Genomic DNA, 21,305 nt, shown 5'->3' with positions numbered 1-21,305 from the left:
TGTTTTGTCATCATAATGTCAAAATAGACTGTTAACTTCGCAGTAGATTTGCGGTGTCTGAAATTTACATACATGAGCGTTATAAAATATGCACAATGATTTGTGCGCATGAATTGGTAAAGTTTAATTACTCTTTGATGTATTAATAGATCAGCAGTTTATAAATGGGAAGCAAGAAAGAGTAATGATACAAAGATAAAAAATATTGTTCTCAGAACAAAAGGAGTTTTAATATGAATTTTCAATTACATATGGGTCGAGTTAAATGGTTTGATGCAAAAGAAGGTTACGGTTTTATTTCCCCATTCAATGGTGGTGATGATGTATTTGTGACAACAAAGTCAATTGCTAATAAAAAAATCAAATCATTATTCGAAGGTCAAAACGTTGAGTTCTCTGTTACTCGTAATTCGAATGGCATAACGGCAGCTGACGTTATTGCTTATTAAATAATAAACAGAACAATTTCTCCTGCTTTTATCCTCTCATCTCACGCAGGAGATCTTATTCAGGAAGATTAAAGTTAACGGTGATATCTGCATGTGATATCCTGACTCCAAGTGAGTTAAAATCCATTCAGGAGAAAACATGGATCACCGTTTACTTGAAATCGTTGCCTGTCCTGTATGCCACGGCAAATTAAGTTATAACAAAGAAAACCTCGAACTTATTTGTAAGTTTGATCATCTAGCCTATCCCATTCGTGATGGCATCCCTGTATTGCTAGAAAATGAAGCCCGCCCTGTTTCATTAGATGAAGGCCAGTAATCATCATGTTTACGGTTATTATTCCTGCTCGTTATGCATCAACACGTCTACCCGGTAAACCTTTGGCTGATATCCATGGCAAGCCAATGGTTGTTCGAGTGATGGAGCAAGCTATTAAGTCGGGGGCTAGCCGGGTGATAGTTGCGACAGATCACTCTGATGTTGCTAAAGCGGTGATTGAAGCAGGCGGTGAAGCCTGTATGACAGACCCAAATCATCAGTCTGGAACAGAAAGGTTGGCTGAAGTTATTGATACATACGCTTTTTCTGACAATGAAATTATCGTAAATGTGCAAGGCGATGAACCTTTAATTCCACCTGAGATTATAAGCCAAGTGGCTCATAACCTTCAGGGGAGCAAAGCTGAAATGGGGACACTGGCTGTGCCCATTAATGATGCTCATGAAGCGTTTAATCCAAATGCAGTCAAGGTTGTTACTGACCACGAAGGTTATGCACTGTATTTTTCTCGGGCAACCATTCCTTGGGATAGAGACAACTTTGCGAAAAGCCAAGACACAATAGGTGATACCTTTTTACGCCATATTGGTATATATGCTTATCGCGCAGGGTTTATTCGTCGTTATATTAAGTGGGAAGCGAGTCCATTAGAAAAAATCGAAATGCTAGAGCAACTTAGGGTGCTTTGGTACGGAGAAAAAATTCATGTGGATGTTGCGAAAACCACGCCAGGCGCTGGTGTTGATACCCCTGAAGATCTTGAACTCGTTAGAAAGCAATTTATTCAGTAGTCAGTATTTTCTTAATAGCCAAAATGGCCAATATACGATTTAGCTAAACGAAAGGTGTAATCTCAATAGGTTACACCTTTTTTGTTGTTATTCAGCAGCAATAGCTTCAGGCGTGGCAAGCTGTTCTTCTAACGCTTGTGTATTATTGGGTTTTAAATGCCACCAAATGGTACCAAGAAATTCATACCAAGCACGTTCACTATGACCAAAATAATATGAGGAAGGAATGTATTTCTCCCATGGATTAATTTCACTCGTGATAACCAACTGATTTGCGGGTGCAGGGAAAGGGGTCATTCCTCGTTGAGTAAACATGGTCATCGCTCGAGGCAGGTGATTAGCAGAAGTTACTAATAAAAAAGGTGATTTCCCAATAATTTTTTCAACTTCATAAGCTTCCTCTTGTGTATCTTTGGGTTCAGTGAGGGGGATAGTATCTTGTGCTGGGACACTCAAGGATTGCGCAACTTGTGCGGCAACTTCGGCACTGCTGATGGTGCTACTCGCTTTACCGCCAGTGAAAATAAGTTTACTACCAGGGTGTTTAAGATAAAGGCGAACACCTTCAGTCACTCTAGGTAAGCTATTATTCAATAGATTAGAGCTTGGGCTCCAATCCGGGTTATATGTAAAGCCACCTCCTAGCACAACAATGTAACGTACATCTTGAGGAGGTGTTTCAGTAATCAGTTCATAGCGTTTATTAAATTGCTTTTCTGCAGGGGCAAGCAAAGTATCTGAAATAGGCTGTAATCCCAACAAGGTTATGAAAACTAAACTTAGAGTAGTCAACGTCTTCCCACAACGCTGCCAGCGTGTGAACCAGAGCAAAAGCAGCCCAATAAACCCGACGATGAGCAATAATGGTAATGGCATCAATAGAGAACCAATATATTTTTTTAAGATAAATAACATAACTAAGCCTATTCTTATGGGGTATCGAGCCACCATTGCGGTGGTATCTGCAGAAAAAATACGTAATAAAACGGCTAAACTAGAGGAAAAATAACAACATGGTGTTTAATAGCGCCAAAATGAAATTTGCTGGGCACAATAAAGTACTATGCAAAAATATAGCTATTATCTGTTATAATTCCTGTTTTAACAGTCGCCTCGCATTGTATGTGATAAGTGCAATGTAATGTGAGAATATTTCTGGTTAGCGTTGATTTTCTCCATAATCAAGATGTAATCAACCATTTTACGTTTTTTCGCGACAAATTGGCTCATAAACCGCTTTAAATAATAGATGATAGGTAACCGGATAGCACATGGCAGACCGCAACTTTGATGATATTGTCGATAAATTTGCAAAAAATATCTACGGAACGACAAAAGGAAAAATACGAGAAGCGGTAGTTTGGCAAGATTTAACTCAATTATTGCACAGCCAATTTGAGGGTAAAACCCTAAAAATACTTGATGCAGGCGGTGGTGAAGGGCACTTTTCACGCAAACTCGCCGAAATGGGGCATCAGGTGATACTTTGCGATTTATCTGAAGAGATGTTAGAACGAGGCAGTGAGCTTGCCAAGGAACAAGGTATTAGCGATAACATGCGTTTTGTACATTGTGCGGTGCAAGATGTTGCACAATACATTGATGAACCTGTTGACCTTGTTCTGTTTCATGCGGTACTTGAATGGATTAGCGATCAAAAATATGCAATTGAACAACTGGTAGATATAATTAGACCAGAAGGCGTATTTTCTGTCATGTTCTATAATGCAAATGGTCTGGTGATGCGTAACGCAATTTTGGGAAATTTTCATCTTGCAACGCCACATATTCAACGTCGTCGTAAACGCTCGTTATCACCGCAAAAACCGCTTTTTCCTCATCAAGTTGATGCTTGGTTGAGTGAGTGTAATATGCAAATTATCGGTAAAAGTGGTGTTAGGGTATTTCATGACTATTTACAGAGTCGGCAGTTACAGCAAAAAGATTTTCCAGCATTGTTGGCATTAGAGCAGCAGTATTGCCGTGAAGAACCCTATATTAGTATGGGTCGTTATATTCATGTCATGGCACGCAAACAAATACAAAAGGACGATTTATGAGTGATTTTTCCCAGACCGTCCCTGAACTTGTGTCTTGGGCACGAAAAAATGATTTTTCGATTTCACTTCCTGCTGAACGTTTAGCATTTTTGCTTGCGGTGGCGGTATTAAATAGTGAAAGAGTCAATGGTGAAATGAGTGAAGTGGAGCTGGTTGATGCCTTTCGTGAGGTCTGCAAAGGGTTTGAACAGACCACAGAATCTTTGGCAGTAAGAGCCAATAATGCCATCAATGATATGGTTCGCCAGAAGATATTTAACCGTTTTGCCAGTGACATTGTTGAAGGTAATGCCATTTACCGCTTAACCCCTCTGGGGATCGGTATCAGCGATTATTATATTCGTCAGCGAGAGTTCTCAACATTAAGACTTTCTATGCAGCTTTCTATTGTCGCAGGAGAACTGCAACGTGCCGCTGAAGCCGCAGAAGAAGGGGGCGATGAATTTTATTGGCATCGTTACGTGTTTGCTCCACTAAAATATTCAGTTGCTGAAATTTTTGACAGTATTGATTTATCGCAACGCATTATGGATGAACAACAAAATTCAGTAAAAGAAGATATTGCGGCATTATTAAATCAAGACTGGCAGGCAGCTATTGCTAACTGTGAGCAATTACTATCAGAAACATCAGGTACATTGCGTGAGTTGCAAGACACATTGGAAGCCGCAGGGGATAAACTGCAAGCGAATTTATTACGTATTCAAGAAGCCAATATGAATGCGCCGGTGTTCTCTGACTTAGTGGATAGGTTGGTTTTTGACCTGCAAAATAAACTAGACCGTATTGTTAGCTGGGGTCAACAATCTATCGATTTATGGATTGGTTATGATCGTCATGTTCATAAGTTTATCCGTACAGCTATCGATATGGATAAAAATAGAATATTTTCTCAGCGATTACGTCAATCCGTTCAGCACTACCTTGATAGCCCTTGGGCACTCACTTACGCCAATGCGGATCGGTTATTCGATATGCGTGATGAAGAGCTCGCATTGCATGATGAAGAAGTGATGGGTGAATTACCATCAGAGCTTGAATTTGAAGAGTTTAGTGAATTGAATGACAAGCTTGCAGAGCTAATGGAAGTTGAGTTAGCCATTTATAAAGCAGAGCAACGGCCGCTCGATGTTGGCCGTGTGTTGCATGACTATTTACTGCAATATCCACAAAAACGTCATTTTGATGTAGCTCGAATTATTATCGACCAAGCTGTTAAATTAGGTATCGCAGAGGCTGATTTGGCGGGGTTACCGGCAGAATGGCAAGCTATTAATGATCACGGAGCCAAGGTACAGGCACATGTCATCGACAAATATTGAACAATTTATGCCAGTTAAGCTGGCTCAAGCATTAGCTAACCCGATTTTTCCAGAGCTAGACAGCCAATTGCGTTCAGGTCGCCATATTAGTGTTGATGACCTTGATAACCACGCATTTTTGATGGATTTTCAGGAAGCATTAGAACAATTTTATGCACGATATAACGTAGAATTAATTCGTGCCCCTGAGGGGTTTTTCTATTTACGCCCACGCTCAACAACTCTCATACCACGCTCGGTGTTGTCTGAATTAGATATGATGGTTGGGAAAATCCTTTGTTATCTCTATCTCAGCCCTGAACGCTTGAGTAACCAAGGTATTTTTACCTCACAAGAGTTATTTGAAGAATTACTATCATTAGCGGATGAAAGCAAATTACTTAAATTTGTTAATCAACGTTCGACAGGTTCTGACTTAGATAAACAAAAACTGCAGGAAAAACTCAGAACATCACTCAACCGTTTACGTCGCTTGGGAATGGTACACTTTCTGCAGAATGATCCGAGTAAATTTATTATTAGCGAATCTGTATTTCGTTTTGGCGCTGATGTGCGTAGTGGTGATAACCCACAAGATGCACAGTTACGGATGATCCGTGATGGTGAAGCTATCTCTCTTGAAGGGGAATTATCGCTGAAAGACAGTGAAGAAGAGGGTGGCGAAGAGAATCAAGAACCGGCAGAAAGTGATGAGGATGAAGAATAATGATTGAACGCGGAAAATTTCGCTCACTGACGCTGGTGAATTGGAACGGTTTTTTTGCCCGAACTTTTGACCTTGATGAATTAGTGACCACATTATCGGGTGGTAATGGTGCGGGTAAATCAACCACAATGGCGGCGTTTATTACCGCGATGATCCCTGATTTAACCTTACTTCACTTCCGTAACACAACGGAAGCGGGCGCGACCTCTGGTTCTCGTGATAAAGGCTTACACGGGAAATTACGCCCAGGTGTCTGTTACGCAATTTTGGATGTGTTAAATTCGAAGCACCAGCGTGTCATGGTGGGTGTGCGTTTACAACAAGTCGCAGGGCGCGATAAAAAAGTTGATATTAAGCCGTTTATGGTACAAGGCATTCCACTGGCGACGGTGCCAACGGAAATATTGACAGAGGTTATCGATGGCCGCCAAGCAAAAGTGATCCCACTTAATGAACTAAAAGAGCGCCTTGAGGAACAGGAAGGCGTTTTGTTCAAGCAGTTTAACTCAATTACTGACTACCATTCGATTCTGTTTGAATTAGGGGTTTTACCTAAACGTTTACGTTCCGCGAGTGACCGAAGCAAATATTATCGCCTGATTGAAGCGTCACTATATGGTGGTATTTCTAGTGCCATTACTCGCTCATTACGTGATTATTTATTACCTGAAAACAGTGGGGTACGTAAAGCATTCCAAGATATGGAAGCGGCTTTGCGTGAAAACCGTTTAACATTAGAAGCCATTCGTGTAACGCAATCAGACCGTGACTTATTCAAGCATTTGATTAGCCAAGCGACTGATTACGTTTCTGCGGATTATATGCGCCATTCCAATGAAAGACGTATTCACCTTGATGCAGCACTGGCTGCACGCAATGAGCTATTAGCCAGCCGTAAACAATTGCGTGTTGAACAGGTTCGAAGCGTCGAAATGGCGCGTGAGTTGAATGAGCAAAATGGCGCTTCTACAGAATTAGAAGCAGACTACCAAGCGGCCAGTGACCACTTGAATTTAGTACAAGCCGCGCTGCGTCAGCAAGAGAAAATTGACCGTTATCAAGCGGATATCGAAGAACTGAGGTATCGTCTTGAAGAACAAAGTGAAGTCGTTGCTGAAGCAACTGAAACTCAAGAAGAATATGAAGCGCGAGCTGAAGCTGCTGAAATTGAAGTTGACGAATTAAAAAATCAACTCGCCGATTACCAACAAGCTCTGGATGTACAACAAACACGCGCTATTCAGTACCAGCAAGCCTTGCATGCCTTAACGCGTGCTCGTGAATTGTGCCAACTTCCTGAATTATCCATTGATAATGCAGATGAATGGTTAGATACCTTCGAAGCACGCGAACAGCAAGCAACCCAAGCGTTATTAGCGCTTGAGCAAAAAATGAGTGTGGCAGATGCCGCACATAGCCAATTTGAGCAAGCCTATCAATTAGTTAGAAGTATGATAGGGGAAGTTAGCCGCAGTGATGCATACCAACAAGCGCGTACATTACTACGTGATTGGTCCTCACAACAACATTTAGCGGATCGCGTACAGCCATTGCGTATGCAGCTATCTGAATTGCAACAACGTCTGAATAGCCAGCAAAATGCTGAACGCTTATTGGCAGAGTTTTGTAAGCGTCATGGCCAAAGTTATGAGCCCGATGAGCTTGATGCATTAATGGCTGAGCTGGAAGCACAGCAAGAAGAGCTTAGTATTGGTGTGAATGAGAGTGGCGAAAAACGGATGCAAATGCGCCAAGAATTGGAGCAGATCCGCCAGCGTATTAGCCAACTTTCATCTAAAGCCCCTGCATGGATTATGGCTCAAGAAGCGCTAACACAGCTTAATGAGCAGTCCCATGAAACGTTTGAGTCAAGTACTGCTGTGACTGAGTTTATGCAGCAACTCCTCGAACAAGAGCGGGAAATAACGGTTGAACGAGATGAAGTTGCTGCGCAACGTAAAGATCTCGAAAAGCAAATTGAGCGACTAAGCCAGCCAAGTGGTGCGGAAGATAGCCGCATGTTAGCGTTGGCAGAGCGTTTCAATGGTGTGTTGTTATCTGAAATTTATGATGATATTACCATCGAAGACGCAGCTTATTTCTCCGCGCTATATGGTCCTGCGCGTCACGGAATTGTGGTGCAAGACCTTGATGCAGTTCGCAATCAACTGGATTCGTTACAAGATTGCCCAGATGATGTGTATTTTATCGAGGGAGATCCATCTTCTTTCGACGATAGCGTTTTTGATGCGCAAGAGTTTGAAAATGCGGTATTAGTCCGTTCGTCTGAGCGTCAATGGCGTTACTCTCGTTATCCTGAGTTGCCTTTGTTTGGTCGTGCCGCACGTGAAAGCCATTTAGAGTCGTTAACGGCTGAACGTGATGAGCTCGCTGAGCGCTATGCGAATCTGTCATTTGACGTACAGAAAATTCAGCGTTCACACCAAGCATTCAGCCGGTTTATAGGCCAACACATTTCAGTGGCCTTTGAAGATGATCCAGAAGCTGAAATTCGTACACTCAACCAAAAACGTTCGGAAATTGAACGTGCTTTAGCTCAATTTGAAGAGCAAACTCAGCAACAGCGTCAACAATTTGCCCAAGGTAAAGAAAGCCTTGCGGCTCTTAATCGCTTATTACCTCAAATGGGGTTATTACTCGATGAAACATTGGCGGACAGAGTTGAAGAGATAAACGAAGAGCTAACGGAAGCGGAAGAAGCGGCACATTTCCTGAATAAACATGGTGATGCGTTAGAAAAATTAGAGCCGATTGTGACAGTGTTACTCAGTGATCCTGAACAACACGAGCAATTACGCAAAGATTATGAGTCAGCAAAACACAGCCAGCAAAATGCGAAACAGCAAGCTTTTGCATTAGTAGAGGTTGTTCAGCGCCGTGCTCACTTTAGTTACAGTGATTCAACCGGAATGGTGAATGAAAACGCGGACCTGAATGAAAAACTACGTCAGCGTTTAGAGCAGGCAGAAACCGAGCGTACACGTGCTCGTGAACAATTACGCCAGCACCAAGCACAAAGTGCACAGTTCCATCAAGTTCTTGCCTCGTTACGCAGTTCTTTCGATACCAAACAAGAGATGCTAAAAGAGCTCGAAGTCGAGATGCAAGAAATTGGCGTAAAAGCCGACCCTGACGCCCAAGAGCGCGCTCGTATCCGACGCGATGAGCTGCACCAGCGGGTTATGGAAAACCGTAGTCGTATTAACCAGTTAGAAAAACAGCTGACATTATGTGAAGCTGAAATGGATAACTTACAGAAGCGCCTTCGTAAGTTAGAAAAAGACTACTATATGCTGCGTGAGCAGGTCGTGACAGCAAAAGCAGGTTGGTGTGCGGTAATGCGCTTGGTGAAAGACAATGGCGTTGAGCGTCGTCTACACCGCCGTGAGTTGGCTTATACTGACGGTGATAGCTTACGCTCGATGTCGGATAAAGCCTTAGGAGCGTTGCGTTTAGCGGTTGCAGATAACGAACATTTACGCGATGTACTGCGTTTATCCGAAGATCCAAAACACCCAGAACGGAAGATAAAATTCTTTATCGCAGTATATCAACACCTACGTGAACGTATTCGCCAAGATATTATTCGAACTGATGACCCGATTGATGCAATCGAGCAAATGGAAATTGAACTGGCGCGTTTAACGGAAGAGCTAACAGCGCGTGAGCAAAAATTGGCGATCAGTTCAAAAAGTGTGGCGAATATTATTCGTAAAACCATTCAGCGCGAACAGAATCGCATTCGTATGCTAAACCAAGGGCTGCAAGCTGTAGCATTTGGTCAGGTTAAAGGGGTTCGCCTCAATGTGAATATTCGTGAAAGTCATGCATTGTTACTGAGTGTGCTTTCTGAAGAGAGCGAAATGCATCAAGACTTATTCACCAGCCAACGGTTAACATTCTCTGAAGCAATGGCTAAGTTATACCAACGCCTCAACCCTCAAGTGGATGTTGGGCAACGCTTGCCGCAAACTATTGGTGAAGAATTACTCGATTACCGCAACTACTTAGAATTAGAAGTTGAGGTTAACCGAGGCTCTGATGGTTGGTTAAAAGCAGAAAGTGGTGCGTTATCAACCGGTGAAGCGATTGGTACGGGGATGTCCATTTTAGTGATGGTAGTACAAAGCTGGGAAGAAGAGTCCCGCCGTTTGCGTGCGAAAGATATTATTCCTTGCCGTTTATTATTCTTAGATGAAGCTGCACGATTAGATGCTAAATCAATTGCAACCCTATTTGAACTGTGCGACAGATTAGAAATGCAGTTAATTATTGCGGCACCAGAGAATATTAGTCCTGAGAAGGGCACAACCTATAAGCTAGTTCGTAAAGTGGTCGGTAATCATGAACATGTGCATGTAGTTGGCTTAAAAGGCTTTGGGCAAGAAAACCCGACTGTACAAGCCCCAACATTGCAGTAATAGTTTTTGTGAGTGAAACAAAGGCCGGTATTTAGGAATAAATATCGGTTTTTTTTATATGCTAATTAGGCGGCAAAGAAAGCGTCAGGTAAAACTTTTAATTAAAATAAAATTCATCTATGTTTAAACCACTAATACACTTTTGAATTCATTATGATGAAAATAATTCTTTTTCTCATTAATCGTTAGCTTAGCTGTACATAATCTGAAAAAAGGAAAATTAGTCTATTCCTATAACATTACTGCTAAAATTAAATACAATAAAATTGTAATTATAATAAAAATATTATTATCCATGTTGTAAATTAAGGTGGATGTATGGCAAAGAGAAGAGTGAGAGCTCTGCAAGTCTCGGTAATATGCGGGTTGATGGCGTTACAGTTTCCCGCATTCTCAAATGAAGAAAATACGCAGCAAAGTGTTTCTGAAGTTCAAACGATAGCTTCGGTAACACCAGCAGAAAGTTTAGTCAAAATAACACAGTCGCTTCCTGCGGATGTGAAACCTATTTTTTCTACGCAATTAGCAAAATTATACGCTGATAGGCAAATGCAGTTATTGTGGCAAGATGAAACGGCAATTAGCCAATTTCAGCAACAACTGGCAGAATTATCCCTTTCTGGAGTTCAGCCTCAATTTGGGGAGTGGCTAGCGATACTGGAAAATAACCAGTTAAATGAGCTAGGCCGTGACGTTATTTTATCTGATGCCATGCTTGGCTATTTACAGTATTTATCTTCGATAGAAGCGAGTGGGCAATATTGGTTATACACCAATCGGCCTTATAAAATTATTGCTCCAACGGCCGCTCAAATGAAACCATGGATAGATGCCGTCGAGTCTAATAATTTAAGTGGCTGGGTTAAATCGCAAGCCCCGAGTCACCCAATGTATTTGCCAATGCGCAAAGAAATGTTGAAATTATTGGCGATCCCGGAAGATAACCTGGAAATTGTGGGGACGAAAACATTAAAGCCAGGGCAGTCTAGCGATGATGTGGTTATTTTGCGTCAAATCTTGCAACGTGAAGGGTTACTTGAAGGTGGAAATGTAACCGAAGACATCGCACCTCCTGAAACAATGGCTCAAGTTGCAGAACTGGCAACTGAACAAACCGCTGAATCGACAGGAACACTTGATGCACCTGCGAGCTCCGTGTCGAAAGTATATGATCAAGAACTCGTCGATGCGGTAAAAAAATTCCAATTGCAATATGGCTTAGAAGCAGACGGTGTTGTTGGAAAAGGCACGCGTGTTTGGTTAAACATGCAGCCTAAGCAGAAAGCAGGTTTAATGGCACTCAATATTCAACGCTTACGTATTATACCAGCAAGTAGTGGGACAGGGATTTTAGTTAATATTCCTGGCTACTCTTTAGATTTCTATTTAAATGACGAAGTGATTTTAGACTCTAAAGTGATTGTTGGCCGTGCTGATCGCAAAACACCGATCATGAGCAGTGCGTTAAATAACGTAGTCATTAACCCGCCTTGGAGTGTGCCGACCAGTATGGCACGTAAAGATATCGCTCCAAGAGGAAAACAAGATCCAAGTTATTTTAGCCGTAAAGGGTATACGGTTTATTCAGGTTGGGGAGCCGACTCATATGAAATCAACCCATATGCTATTGATTGGGATAATATCACCCCAGCTAATTTTCCATATCGCATTCGACAGGCACCGGGCCCGACTAACTCATTAGGGCGCTATAAGTTTAATATGCCGAGTTCAGATGCGATTTATTTACACGATACACCAAACCATAGTTTATTTAATCGCAATGCGCGTGCAATAAGCTCTGGATGTGTGCGAGTGAATAAGGCAAGTGAGTTAGCCAGTATTTTATTAGGTGATGCAGGTTGGGAACAAAAACGCATTGATGGTGCGTTGAAAGAGGGGTCAACACGGTATGTGAATATACCCGATAGGATCCCAGTTTTTCTGTACTATCAAACTGCTTGGGTAGATAAAGACCAGCAACCACAATATCGAGCCGATATTTATCAGTATGATAATTCGATTAATAATGCAGATAAATATTTGCCAATATTGAAAAAGATTTTACACTAATTGTAGGTTTTAATTTGAAGGGGGGGATTTCTCCCCTTAATTATTTTAAGAGTTAACTGCTTGAGCGCTGTTTTTTACACATTTCCATTCTGTGACCTTACCTCTAGAATCCGTTTTTATCTTATTTATTCCGTTGTTTTATGGTTCCTCAATCATTACTATTTTGTTTATCTTTGATAAAGGCAGCATGTTTTGTGTCTTAAATTGCATGTTTCGAGCAGTTCTAGTGATAAAACTCTCTTTTTGACGAAAAATGCAATAAAATTTCCGCGAAGTATGCATATCTTTACATAATTATACATTAAAGATAAGCATGATTTGCTAGACTCAATAGGTTGCCAAAATTTTATCGATTAATACTGAAAATATTAGAGTCTGAGCTATCACCTATGGATATAATTGATCAATCCCGCAGAAAGTGGTTAGGTATTGGGGCCGCAACAGTTGGCCTTAGTTTATTACCAAGCCATGTATTTGCTGCGATGACGACCCCTCGACCACGTATTTTGCGTTTTCAAAACATTAATACAGGCGAATCGCTAAAAACCGAGTTTTTTGACGGGCGCCGTTATAATAAGTCTGAATTAGCGCGTTTAAATCATTTTTTCCGTGACTACCGTTGCGACAAAGTAAAAACTATTGACCCAAAACTGTTTGACCAAATCTATTTATTACAAATGATGATGGGAACAAACAAACCTGTCCAACTGATCTCTGGTTATCGTTCTTTAGAGACTAACAATAAATTGCGTAGTAAAAGCTCTGGCGTGGCAAAGAAAAGTTACCATACCCGTGGGCAAGCGATGGATTTCCATATCGAAGGGCTACAACTGAGTAATATCCGCAAGGCTGCGCTAAAAATGAAAGCGGGTGGCGTTGGTTATTATCCTCGAAGCAATTTTATACATATTGATACAGGACCTGCAAGAACGTGGTAATCTGTGCATAGGTGACACAGATTACGGAGTAATTGCTCGATGAAATATACTATTATCCCAGTAACACCATTTATGCAAAATTGCCACGTTATTTGGGATGAAAATACGTTAGATGCAGTCGTTGTTGACCCCGGCGGAGAAGCTGAAAAATTAATTTCTGCTATTGAAAACCTTGGGCTGAAGTTAACTAAAATTCTGTTAACGCATGGCCATTCTGATCATATCGGCGCATCAGCTATCCTTTCTAAGCATTTTTCAGTGCCTATTTATGGCCCACAAAAAGAAGACGCCTTTTGGATTGAAAACCTCGCGGAACAAAATGCGATGTTTTATATTGGTGAATGCCCTGACTTTACGCCGGATTACTGGTTAGAAGAAGGGGACAGAGTGACTTGCGGCAATATTACATTTGATGTACTGCATTGTCCTGGTCATACACCCGGCCACATTATTTTTGTGAATCACACCGATAAATTAATTTCAATGGGTGATGTCCTTTTTAAAGGGGGCGTCGGCCGAAGCGATTTTCCACGCGGTAACCATCAAGACTTAATTTCCTCTATAAAAAACAAAGTATTACCTTTAGGTGATGATTTTCAGTTCATTCCAGGACATGGCCCCATGTCAAATTTAGGTTTTGAGCGTAAAACAAACCCTTTCTTGCAAGATGAGTTACCCGTTTGGTAATTATCTAATCTGACTTAACCCCCTTAATTACAGGGGGTTTTTATAACTTACTATTAATCATCTCATAAAAAATAATCACTAACACTATGTCCTAATTGTTCCCAACTTAGTTTGGGAATGCCTGGAATTTTGCTATTTTCTTATCGAACAAATAATTGTTTGTTTTAATAATAAACAAATAATTAATTGAAATAATTAGTGAAATTACAATCTTCAGGGAAATAAGAGCATGGATGATAAGGATGTTAACGCTGCAACTCAAGGTAATGGCAAAACAGGACGAGACTATTCGAGTATCAATTTACAACTTAAACCGTTGGCAGAAACAACCCCGCAAGTCAAAACGGGCATTCCAGTTAGTCATCAACACATTTTTACGAAAATAGCGAGTGAAGAAAATATTATTATTGGTATACGGCCGATAGATGCTAAATCAACGAATTTAATTGAGTCGGGGGAGTACAGTAGTAAGGGATTGGCTATCAAAGGTAAAAGTGCAGATTGGGGGCCTCATAGTGGTTTTATCCCAGTACAACAGGAGTTTGCTAAAAAATCAGGCCGAGCTAACAGTGACGAACTTAATCGCCAGCTTCAAGGGCTAATTCAATCCGGTAAGGTAATTAGTGTCCATTTAGAGATTAGCACTCAGCGAATAAATGAATTATGTCAACTTAGTGCTGTCTCACCATTAGAACTCATCAATGATGAGGGTTATTATCGTACTACATCCATTGTTGATGGCATCGAAAAAGTTTTTTTCTTGAAAAAAAATGCGGATAAAACATCAGATAGCTGGAAAGTTTACTATCTGGAAAACGAACAGTTTACTGAGTTCTTTGTTATTGGTGATACTAAAACGGGTAGGCCAATCACGGCAGATTATGATTTATTTAGCATTATATTTCCAATATCAGATTTAGAGCATTATATCAATGTGAGAGAAATGCCATCTTGGGAAAAATGGAAGGCTAGTGTCAATTATGATGAATTATCAGTAAAGGAAAAAAAATTATTTAATAATAAAGCTGAATATGATCGCTATGAGGGACAGGATAACGGCTTTAGTAATAAGAAAATAAAACAGCTCAAGGATAAGATGAATCACCAGCTAGGCCGAAAGAGTGGATTTGAATTAGTCCATCACGGTGCTGATGATGCTAACCCAGCCAGCGTTATGAGTGAAAATTTTCCGATAACTTTTTTCTTACCTGAAAATTTGAAAGGAAAAAATAAACTTAAAGGGACAACTGAATCAATTGAGACTTATTTTCCAATGAATTCTAATGGCTCTATTATTATTGATAATGTAGAACAATTATCTAATTTTCAACAATTGTTAATTAATCAGGGATATCGTGCCCCATTAAATAAAAGATGGAGCGAAGGTGATAATGGGAAATTATTTGAACCAAAAAGGAAAATATCAGATAGTTATTTAAAAGGGTTAGCATTAATTAACCGAAAAAAAGCATTAATGATAATGCTGAAAGTAAAGAAAGTAATAAAAAATCCAATGATAAATTTATTACAGATATTGATGATGAATTCAAAGATATCCATCTAGATGACAATAAGCGTAAACCTACTCTTGCAGAAGAGCACGGAACAGAAATCAAGAATGCAGTTCTCTTTGATAACCATTTGAATAAAAACAAAAAAATAAATGGACTGGAAATAGTTGAAAATTCACATCATTCTATTATTAATACATTAGAAAAAATAGCACTAAAAGAAATTTCTATTCAAAATGTCAATAATACTGAACATGCCTATTTATTGAAGTATTTTTCAGATGAAAATAGAAACATAGATGTTGAAAAATTAAACATTGCAGTTTCTGATCCGTTAGTAAACCGAAAGCTAAATGCAACGTTAAGTCAAAAATTTGAAGCTAATTCACTATTACTGAAGCCATTTTTAGAATTAGAAATATCAAGTCATTATCAACAACAAGCAGTTGACATTCAGACATTATTGTCCGCGATAAGAGATGACATGTCGATATTAAATCACTTAAGTGAGCGTTCACAGACGTTATTAATGAAGCTATTTCCTGCAGGTAGTGGGGTCGATAAAGGAAAAATTTTAGCGATAGTTGCAGATGATCATAAATTTATTCTATTTAATAATAAATTGATGGAGTTTAGTAAATTATCTCCAACCAATTTTATTGGAGAAAATGCGCCGTTAAAACAGTATTCTTTTGCAGAAGCATTTAGTATTTATGAAGATAACCAAGAACAGCGATTGGCTCAATTTAACCAACAATTAATTAATGGTAGTAAAGTTGAATTAGTGGACCATGGGGTTATTCGTTCAGGCCCTCAAAGTCGAGTGATGGACCAAATTTTGGGGGGGGTATACGCGGTTGAGTTGTATTTAGCGGGGAGTGACTCAGCTCGAAATTTTATAGAACGCAAAGCACAAATAGAGAGAGTCACAGTGAAAAAGGTATCGACATCTTCAGAAAAATCTTTGTTGATGAAGATGGCACAGTACAGTCAAGATATTAATACTGAGATTAATAAAAATGGAATATCAATAGCGGATCAACCGATAAGAAATTTATTTTCAACAGTTAAGGATACCAATAACGTAATAATATTCTTAAAGGATAAATCGGTCACTTACACGGTAACTCATGTGCAACGTTATGGCGGTTACGAAATTAGCTTGTTTGATCCCCAAGGACTCCAGCTTAGTGTAAAAAATAAGACTTCTTGGCAAGCTCAACAACAATTCAAACAGCGAATTAAGCATTATTTTAATGAAAATGTCGAATTTTCTGATGGTGAATTTAGAGCCGATCTCCAGTTTATTGATTTAGACTCTACGGATTTTAAAAGCGCATTATCTTCTTTACGTAACCAACGACAATCAATTATTGAACAACCTGAATTTACATTACCAAAAAACTGCTGGGTCACTATTAATGGTGAAAAAATTGCGTTTGCCAAATTACAACAATTAGGTGCCACTATTGATGGAAAAACGATTTCCTTAAGTGATATCAATAGCCCTGATCTACATCATAAAATTCGTTTTTCCCCAGATAAGCTAGCGATGTATTTCACATTAATGGAAGGTGGGAAAGAAGATCTCTCTTTTATTAAAGTGTTCCATGAGCAATTAAAATCTGCGGATATCCACCAATTAATTGAGCGCCAAACTAACTTTACTGAGTCGGGTGTATTAAGAAAACAGTTTGAATACTTAGCGAATAACATTGATATTCAGCAAGATGCTATCTCTTCTTCTGTTTTATTTAAGGTTCGTCAAGAAGGTAAGAGGCTTTCTCAACTTCGACGTTTGACAAATCGTTCAGGGCAAATAATGGGGACAGCCGGAGCTATTCAAAGTTTGATTAGCGCGTATGCAATTTTGGATAAATTAGATAACCCCGATATTAGTGATGAGGAAATTAAAGAGTTAGAAAAACAGTTTTATTTACTTGCAGCATCTGCCTTGTTTAATTATGGCGATATGATAGTGCGACCGATGCTATTAAATATTGCCTCCAGTAAGGGAGCAACTTCGTTGGTTCGTGCGAGGATTGCCTCGGGAACAGTCGTGATTTTCAATTTGGTCGGGATGGGAATTGATGTTTACCAAGCCTACGATAGTTTATCTAAATTAGACAGTGTCACAGACCCGAAACAACGCCAAGATCTTATCGTAAACGCATCTTTCTCTATTGCTAGCGCAGTGGTCAATGGGGTTACCATTATTGGTATTTTAGTGGGTTCTTCTGTTATTCCTGTCGCTGGGTTAGTTATTGGAGGTATATTGCTGGTGGGGGGCTGGGTTTATAACGGTGTTCGTGCGGTTGAAAACATCAAAGGAGTTATTGATATTGACTGGGATCGTGAATTAGAGGAGGGGATCCGTGGTGCTTTAGGTTTAGACCCAACCATACGTACTCAGCAAGAAATGAATACACAACATTATATTAATGCTTTCAAAGAGCAAGATTGGAATATGGATCTGGCTTTATTTGAAAATAATATTGCGCAAGCCGGGTTTGATCACCATCTCAGTATTATTGAAAAACCTACCTATGAAAATGAGCTTCGATATTATCTGGTTGATAATAATGATAACTATTTCTATGGCAAGTTGGGGAATTTATATGTAGAGGCAGGAAATACGACAGTGCGGTTTTTACGCAAAGAAGCGCCTTCATTTACTGCTGAAGAAATTGAGTTCATTTTACAAAATGAAATTGTCAGAACAACTGCGTGGTTTAGAAGTTTAGGGCATCTTTATGAAGATATAGGGCTGTCTATTCACCATGATTTTTTTATTAAATCAAAAGAGAAAGAGGTTTTTGATCTTAAAAATACCGGTAGTATAGCTACTCATGAGCGTTATTCTTTAAATTCTACTTATAAAAACTTGTTATTAGATGAATTTAAAGTACGACACCAAATTTTAAATGATGAATTATCAATACCTTTTCAAGGTCAGTTAATAAATTCCAATCCAGAACAAATTAGTTTTTATTCGAAAAAAACCGAATTTGGAGTATTAGGGCAACAGATATTCAGAGAAAACGAACGTATTTTCAGTGAGCATTTAGTGAATAACATTCAACGAACAGCCTTATATATTGAAAATGCCAGTAGTAAAGGGACTAGCTGGAATACGGCTAATGGTAATGACGTTGTAATTGGTAAAAAAACACAGAAAAATGCTTTTCAAGTACTATCAGGTGAGAAGTATTTTGCAGGGGGAGATAAAAACGATCTATTTTTTATTCGAGATAGCTGTTTAGCATCGTTAACCTCTCGAGGGGGAAATAAGCCGACTAAGTACCTAGATGGCCAAGGAGGACAGGATACCGTTATTATTGATAGCCTACCAGATGGCTATCGTGTGTATGCAGATCTCAACAGAAATATATTGCACTATCAGCGACAAGGAAATCATCCCTATACTCCCGTTGCCCATTTACAAAGCATGGAAAACCTGATGGTAAGAGGGAGTAGTAATGATTGTTTACAGGGAAATGATACGGCAAACATATTAGATGGTGGGTTAGGTAACGATAGATTAGAGGGGAAAGGAGGAGATGATAAACTCATTTTAACTCAAGGTATTGCTGTTGGTGGTGAGGGAAATGATAGTTACCATATTCGCCGTTATGAGTGGCTTGACCATGCTGACAACTTGTATCTTACAGAGCGCTATTTTGATGGAAAAGAAAAAGCAGTTAAAACGCGAAAACAGCTAAACCCTATTTATACACAAAGTCGCCATAAGTTTCAGGCGAAAGTGGTTATAAAAGAAGCTAATTGCCAACAAAGTCGAGTCGCTTTAGAGTATTTTTTTAATGAAATAAAGCAAGTTCAGCTAGACGGCAACAATTTGGTTTTAACAGTTAAACAACCCAAAAATAGTATTGATGGCCACTTTTTTCAAAATGTGGAAAGTGAAGTCATTATTGTTCTTGAAAATGTGAAAGATGCTAATTCGAATACGCCTCACCATGTATATCGGTTACAAACCCTTGATGGTTGGATGATGACAACGGTAATAGATGAAAAACATCCTAACCAGTATTTCAATTTAAGCTATATACAAGAAGGGGATCAATTAGCATCTAAAGACGAAAAGTCTGTCAAAATAGATGAGTCAACAGGTACCATAACGATAGATCAATCTCGCCATTATAAAGCGCCTAAATGGGGGCGGTTTATTCCAATAGGTCATGCTGAACACTTAACCTACCGTGGAAATAGCCAAAACAATGTATTACTACTAATAAAATTAGGTAGTTACATTGAAGTTAGCCATGGAATAGATACCTATCAAATTGTACAAAATAAAGATGAGTACGGTGAGGTTGAGTTCGATTTTTCTAAAGTTAATAACAGCTATACGGATAAGGACAGCTTGTGCCTATTATTGCCTACTGTAAATGGTTATTCGCTGAATATGGATGATGGACAGCTATACAGCTTAGATAAATTTGGGCAAAAAAAATTGACTATTAAGTTTACTAATGTGGGCAATAATCTCTCTGATATTGTCTTAATTCAAGATAAGCATAGCAACTTATTTAAAGCCAATTTACAGGAAAATAGCCTATCACCAGTAAACCCAGTTAAAGAAAGTAGTGCGGGTGACGATCAAATTATATTGCCAATGGGCTATCACTCCGAAAAGCATATCATTGATGCTCAAAATGGTGATGACACTATTATCAATAAGGGCTCAGAAAGCTATGTCCTGCTGGGAGGAGATGGTGATGATAATATTAAAGCCAGCGGTGGAAATAACCTATTATATGGTGGTGCTGGGGACAACTTTATTAGTGGTGGCTCGGGGGATGATTTACTGTTATCCAGTCGAGGAAACGATACGTTAATGGGTGGTGCAGGTGATGACCACTACTTAATTGATGGTCATCAGCCTGGTGTTGTTTATATTGAAGACCTGATTGGAAATAACCATATTCACTTGGTCAATTTTAAACGCGAACAAATTGAAGGTGGTGATTCAAAATATCAACTTTATGTTTCAGCAGCCGGTAAATTGGTAAAAATTAAGGTATCTCATGATGATGAAGGGAACTTTAACATTCATCACTATGAAAGGCTGGACGAAAAATTTAACTCCTCTACCGCTGACGGGATGACGACTCTCACTAATTATTTATCTGAAAAACTCTATAAAGCAAAACAATCAGGGGAATTCACGACTTGGAAACCGGTTGATGAGCTTGCAAGCACATTAAATGGCGTGGTAGTCAATAAGGGTGAAGCTAGACCTTTAAACCTAACATCGAGAGATGATGGTATTGTATTACATCAGGAAAACTCTAGAAATAATTGGCTTATTGATACGTTAGCTGGCAATGATAACGTTATGGATATGACTCAACATGGGCGAATTATCAAAGGCGAGAGTGGTAACGATAAGTTGATAACCCTTGGTGGTGAAAATGTGCTATATGGTGGGCAAGGTAATGATATTTTATTGGCTCAAGGTATGCATCGAGATGTGCTCATCTCTTTAGATGGAAAAGACCAATTAGGGGCAGCTCAAGGGGACGACCTCTATATTGTCAGTGGTCATGGTAAAGGAGATGTGAAGATCACTGATTTTGAGGGGAGTAATCAGGTGGTACTAATTGATTTTGATACTGATGAAGTCAATTATGAACAATTGTCAGATAAGGTTGCTGAAACAACATATCGCTCAAAAAGCGGCAGGCAGGTGACGCTATCCCATAACAACCATATTGGGTCAATGAATAGTGTCATGCAGGTGCGTCATCTCAATAGTTACCAGCAATTATCAAAACAACATATAGAGCAAACCGTCGACCGTTTGGTTCAGTTGCTTGTTGAGGAGCGAATTGATTATGAAAGTAATCTCGACCTTAGTATAAATAACAGTAATTATAGAAAGAATTGGGGGGCGGTACACATAACTGAGCGCTTCCTTAGCCACCTTAAATAGTTGTTGATAAAAATAGCCAGTCAGTAATGCTACTGACTGGCATGATATTAAAGATGCTGTTTTATTCTTTTCAAAAGGTTAAGTATCAACAAA

Annotated in this window: 13 protein-coding genes; 12 read left to right on the top strand and 1 reads right to left on the bottom strand. The window is 39.5% G+C overall.

Annotated elements, in window-relative coordinates; genetic code table 11:
* The first annotated feature begins 233 nt into the window (after positions 1 to 233).
* From PSF67_RS10385 to kdsB, 3 genes are all read left to right on the top strand, one after another.
* Complete coding sequence (locus PSF67_RS10385; RefSeq protein ID WP_102138484.1) at positions 234 to 449, top strand: cold-shock protein; 216 nt, start codon at positions 234 to 236, stop codon at positions 447 to 449.
* Between the two features lie 139 nt (positions 450 to 588).
* Positions 589 to 768, top strand: coding sequence for a Trm112 family protein (locus PSF67_RS10380; protein ID WP_004256203.1), 180 nt, complete (start codon positions 589 to 591; stop codon positions 766 to 768).
* A 5-nt stretch (positions 769 to 773) separates the two neighbouring features.
* Positions 774 to 1,520, top strand: coding sequence for a 3-deoxy-manno-octulosonate cytidylyltransferase (gene kdsB / locus PSF67_RS10375; protein ID WP_102138485.1), 747 nt, complete (start codon positions 774 to 776; stop codon positions 1,518 to 1,520).
* An 87-nt stretch (positions 1,521 to 1,607) separates the two neighbouring features.
* Here the strand turns inward: kdsB and elyC are convergent, their stop codons facing one another.
* Entirely contained in the window at positions 1,608 to 2,435 is an 828-nt protein-coding gene (gene elyC, locus PSF67_RS10370) for an envelope biogenesis factor ElyC (RefSeq protein ID WP_272676871.1), read from the bottom strand.
* 356 nt (positions 2,436 to 2,791) lie between these two features.
* On the opposite strand from elyC, the gene cmoM reads away from it, so the two are divergent.
* From cmoM to PSF67_RS10325, 9 genes are all read left to right on the top strand, one after another.
* Complete coding sequence (cmoM, locus tag PSF67_RS10365; protein ID WP_102138487.1) at positions 2,792 to 3,580, top strand: tRNA uridine 5-oxyacetic acid(34) methyltransferase CmoM; 789 nt, start codon at positions 2,792 to 2,794, stop codon at positions 3,578 to 3,580.
* Positions 3,577 to 4,902, top strand: coding sequence for a chromosome partition protein MukF (gene mukF / locus PSF67_RS10360; protein ID WP_272676870.1), 1,326 nt, complete (start codon positions 3,577 to 3,579; stop codon positions 4,900 to 4,902). Before cmoM ends, mukF begins: the two co-directional genes overlap by 4 nt.
* Positions 4,883 to 5,608 (top strand): chromosome partition protein MukE, encoded by a 726-nt coding sequence (gene mukE / locus PSF67_RS10355; RefSeq protein ID WP_102138489.1) that lies wholly within the window; start codon positions 4,883 to 4,885, stop codon positions 5,606 to 5,608. The genes mukF and mukE overlap by 20 nt, the downstream gene beginning before the upstream one ends.
* The gene (gene mukB / locus PSF67_RS10350) at positions 5,608 to 10,050 is read left to right on the top strand and encodes a chromosome partition protein MukB (RefSeq protein ID WP_272676869.1); all 4,443 of its coding nucleotides are present in this window, start codon (positions 5,608 to 5,610) and stop codon (positions 10,048 to 10,050) included. Before mukE ends, mukB begins: the two co-directional genes overlap by 1 nt.
* Before the next feature lie 318 nt (positions 10,051 to 10,368).
* The gene (gene ldtD, locus PSF67_RS10345) at positions 10,369 to 12,120 is read left to right on the top strand and encodes a L,D-transpeptidase (protein WP_272676868.1); all 1,752 of its coding nucleotides are present in this window, start codon (positions 10,369 to 10,371) and stop codon (positions 12,118 to 12,120) included.
* Positions 12,121 to 12,509: 389 nt separating this feature from the next.
* The gene (locus PSF67_RS10340; RefSeq protein WP_102138492.1) at positions 12,510 to 13,058 is read left to right on the top strand and encodes a YcbK family protein; all 549 of its coding nucleotides are present in this window, start codon (positions 12,510 to 12,512) and stop codon (positions 13,056 to 13,058) included.
* Positions 13,059 to 13,097: 39 nt separating this feature from the next.
* The gene (locus PSF67_RS10335; RefSeq protein WP_195698466.1) at positions 13,098 to 13,745 is read left to right on the top strand and encodes an MBL fold metallo-hydrolase; all 648 of its coding nucleotides are present in this window, start codon (positions 13,098 to 13,100) and stop codon (positions 13,743 to 13,745) included.
* A 229-nt stretch (positions 13,746 to 13,974) separates the two neighbouring features.
* The gene (locus tag PSF67_RS10330) at positions 13,975 to 15,309 is read left to right on the top strand and encodes an anthrax toxin-like adenylyl cyclase domain-containing protein (protein WP_272676867.1); all 1,335 of its coding nucleotides are present in this window, start codon (positions 13,975 to 13,977) and stop codon (positions 15,307 to 15,309) included.
* A gap of 77 nt (positions 15,310 to 15,386) precedes the next feature.
* Positions 15,387 to 21,212 carry a calcium-binding protein gene (locus PSF67_RS10325; protein WP_272676866.1) on the top strand — a complete coding sequence of 1,942 codons (5,826 nt, stop codon included), beginning with the start codon at positions 15,387 to 15,389 and terminating at the stop codon, positions 21,210 to 21,212.
* The last annotated feature ends 93 nt before the right edge of the window (positions 21,213 to 21,305 follow it).

Source organism: Providencia sp. PROV076 (assembly GCF_028483405.1).
Lineage (GTDB): Bacteria > Pseudomonadota > Gammaproteobacteria > Enterobacterales > Enterobacteriaceae > Providencia > Providencia huaxiensis.
The sequence above is the reverse complement of the archived record's forward strand: the minus strand, read 5'-3'. Positions and strand labels throughout refer to the sequence as shown.

Bases quoted from the DNA above. Each gene is read 5' to 3' on its own strand.
- PSF67_RS10385 (WP_102138484.1), top strand. From the start codon at position 234: ATGAATTTTCAATTACATATGGGTCGAGTTAAATGGTTTGATGCAAAA.
- cmoM (WP_102138487.1), top strand. From the start codon at position 2,792: ATGGCAGACCGCAACTTTGATGATATTGTCGATAAATTTGCAAAAAAT.
- kdsB (WP_102138485.1), top strand. From the start codon at position 774: ATGTTTACGGTTATTATTCCTGCTCGTTATGCATCAACACGTCTACCC.
- mukE (WP_102138489.1), top strand. From the start codon at position 4,883: ATGTCATCGACAAATATTGAACAATTTATGCCAGTTAAGCTGGCTCAA.
- PSF67_RS10335 (WP_195698466.1), top strand. From the start codon at position 13,098: ATGAAATATACTATTATCCCAGTAACACCATTTATGCAAAATTGCCAC.
- PSF67_RS10380 (WP_004256203.1), top strand. From the start codon at position 589: ATGGATCACCGTTTACTTGAAATCGTTGCCTGTCCTGTATGCCACGGC.
- ldtD (WP_272676868.1), top strand. From the start codon at position 10,369: ATGGCAAAGAGAAGAGTGAGAGCTCTGCAAGTCTCGGTAATATGCGGG.
- mukB (WP_272676869.1), top strand. From the start codon at position 5,608: ATGATTGAACGCGGAAAATTTCGCTCACTGACGCTGGTGAATTGGAAC.
- mukF (WP_272676870.1), top strand. From the start codon at position 3,577: ATGAGTGATTTTTCCCAGACCGTCCCTGAACTTGTGTCTTGGGCACGA.
- PSF67_RS10330 (WP_272676867.1), top strand. From the start codon at position 13,975: ATGGATGATAAGGATGTTAACGCTGCAACTCAAGGTAATGGCAAAACA.
- PSF67_RS10340 (WP_102138492.1), top strand. From the start codon at position 12,510: ATGGATATAATTGATCAATCCCGCAGAAAGTGGTTAGGTATTGGGGCC.
- elyC (WP_272676871.1), bottom strand. From the start codon at position 2,435: ATGTTATTTATCTTAAAAAAATATATTGGTTCTCTATTGATGCCATTA.